This window comes from Alkalibacterium psychrotolerans (genome assembly GCF_054784355.1).
The window spans coordinates 1-1695 of sequence record NZ_BAAGPH010000087.1 but is presented as its reverse complement, the minus strand read 5'-3'; the positions used below and the strand labels follow the sequence as shown (position 1 = coordinate 1695).

Here is a 1695-nt window from a genome sequence, read left to right as displayed (position 1 = left end):
GTTTGTTTTAGTGAACTTCATTTTATCAGATTAAGGGGGGAAGAGGTGCCTTTTTGCACTTTTATTGACAGAGCAACGTTAGTTGCTTTAAAACATGTTAAAAATATAAAAAAATTGGTAACTACTTTAAGAGAAATGAGGGAGGATAAATGACAAACTTGACTAACTGGCACATCACTGATAATAATGGCCTGCCTTTATACCAAAAAATTATGTATCTGGTTGAAGAAAAAATCAAGGTAGGTGAACTCTCTGCGGGTGCCAAGCTGCCGGCAGAGCGGAAATTGGCAGAAAAGCTGAATGTCAACCGTTCCACCGTCATTCGGGCGATGGAAGAACTGGCTGCCCAGGGCGTTCTGATCAGAAAAAAAGGCAGCGGCACCTTTGTAAATCCCGATAAATGGGGTCTACAGACTAAGCCTTCAATCAACTGGGGCAGTTCTCTGACAAATGAATCACTCCAATCAGACTCACCTTATGAGCAGGCTGCGGCTTCTCTTCGTGCTAATGACATGAAGCCAAACATGGATTTATCCAAAGGTATTCTGCCAGACGATTTACTCCCGGAACTTCATACCCCTGATATTTCCTGGAAAGAACTAGTTCATCAGGAGAAAGAGCAGTCTTCCTCTCACACTGGTATTCGTTCTTTAAAAGAAAGTGTGCAGCAATACGTGCAGAAAACTTATCAGATGGCTGTGCCTCTGGAAGAAATTATGATTACTTCCGGCACACAAAATGCCCTGTTTTTAATTACGCAGGGGCTTTTAAAGCCTGGCGATGCGGTTGGTATTGAAGCCCCGTCCTATTTCTATTCATTGAAGCTATTTCAGGCTGCAGGCTTGCGTATTGTACCTATACCTATGGATAGAGAAGGCATGACAGTCAGTGGTCTCCAGGAAGCGTCACTCAAACATCCGTTGAAAATGATTATATTAAATCCCATTTTTCAAAATCCGACCGGTTTGGTCATGAGTCCACGGCGAAAAAAAGAAATTCTGGGCTATTGCCTGCTGAAACGGATTCCTATTGTGGAAGATGATGCATATGGTGGTTTGACCTTTGATGAGTCCCTGGATAACCGACCACTGAAAATGCTTGACGAGAACCAGCAAGTCATTTATTTAGGCACGTTGTCTAAACTAGCCGGGCGGCATTTGCGCATCGGCTGGATGATTGGGCCTGAGGCTGTACTGAACAATTTGGCTGATATTCGTCTGCAGATTGACTCCGACCTGAGTTTTCTTCCGCAATTTATGGCTGATCACTTTCTTCGTACAGAGATGGATGACTATCAGGTTCACATCCGAAACATTCTTGAAAAACGTTCACAGCGCATGCAGACTTGGCTGAAAGAAGAATTCGGTGACGCCATTGCCTTCCAGCCGTCAAAAGGTGGCTTTCATTTGTACTGCCGCTTCCCTGGTAAATCAGAAGAGGAGGTTGACGCCTTATTAATGGAGTTACTTCGTAAGGGAATCCTTGTAGCAAAAGGTCAGCGTTTTGGGGACCAATCGCATGGTGTCCGCTTCAGCTTTGTAAATTATGATAGAAAATAAACTCTTAGCCAATAAAAAAAGCTTCGGCTACGCCTTCGCCCTTTTTGGGATAGTGCGTAGCCTTTACTTTTTGAGTTCTGAATAATCATAGATAATACCGTGAACACTCTTATAATAAACAGGTACCATTTCATTT

At 43.2% G+C, this 1695-nt stretch carries 1 protein-coding gene; it reads left to right on the top strand.

Features of this window, described 5'->3' with window-relative positions; all coding sequences use genetic code 11:
- Nucleotides 1–149 precede the first annotated feature (149 nt).
- Nucleotides 150–1559, top strand: coding sequence for an aminotransferase-like domain-containing protein (locus ACYVLS_RS09025; protein WP_460323744.1), 1410 nt, complete (start codon nucleotides 150–152; stop codon nucleotides 1557–1559).
- Nucleotides 1560–1695: the final 136 nt, after the last annotated feature.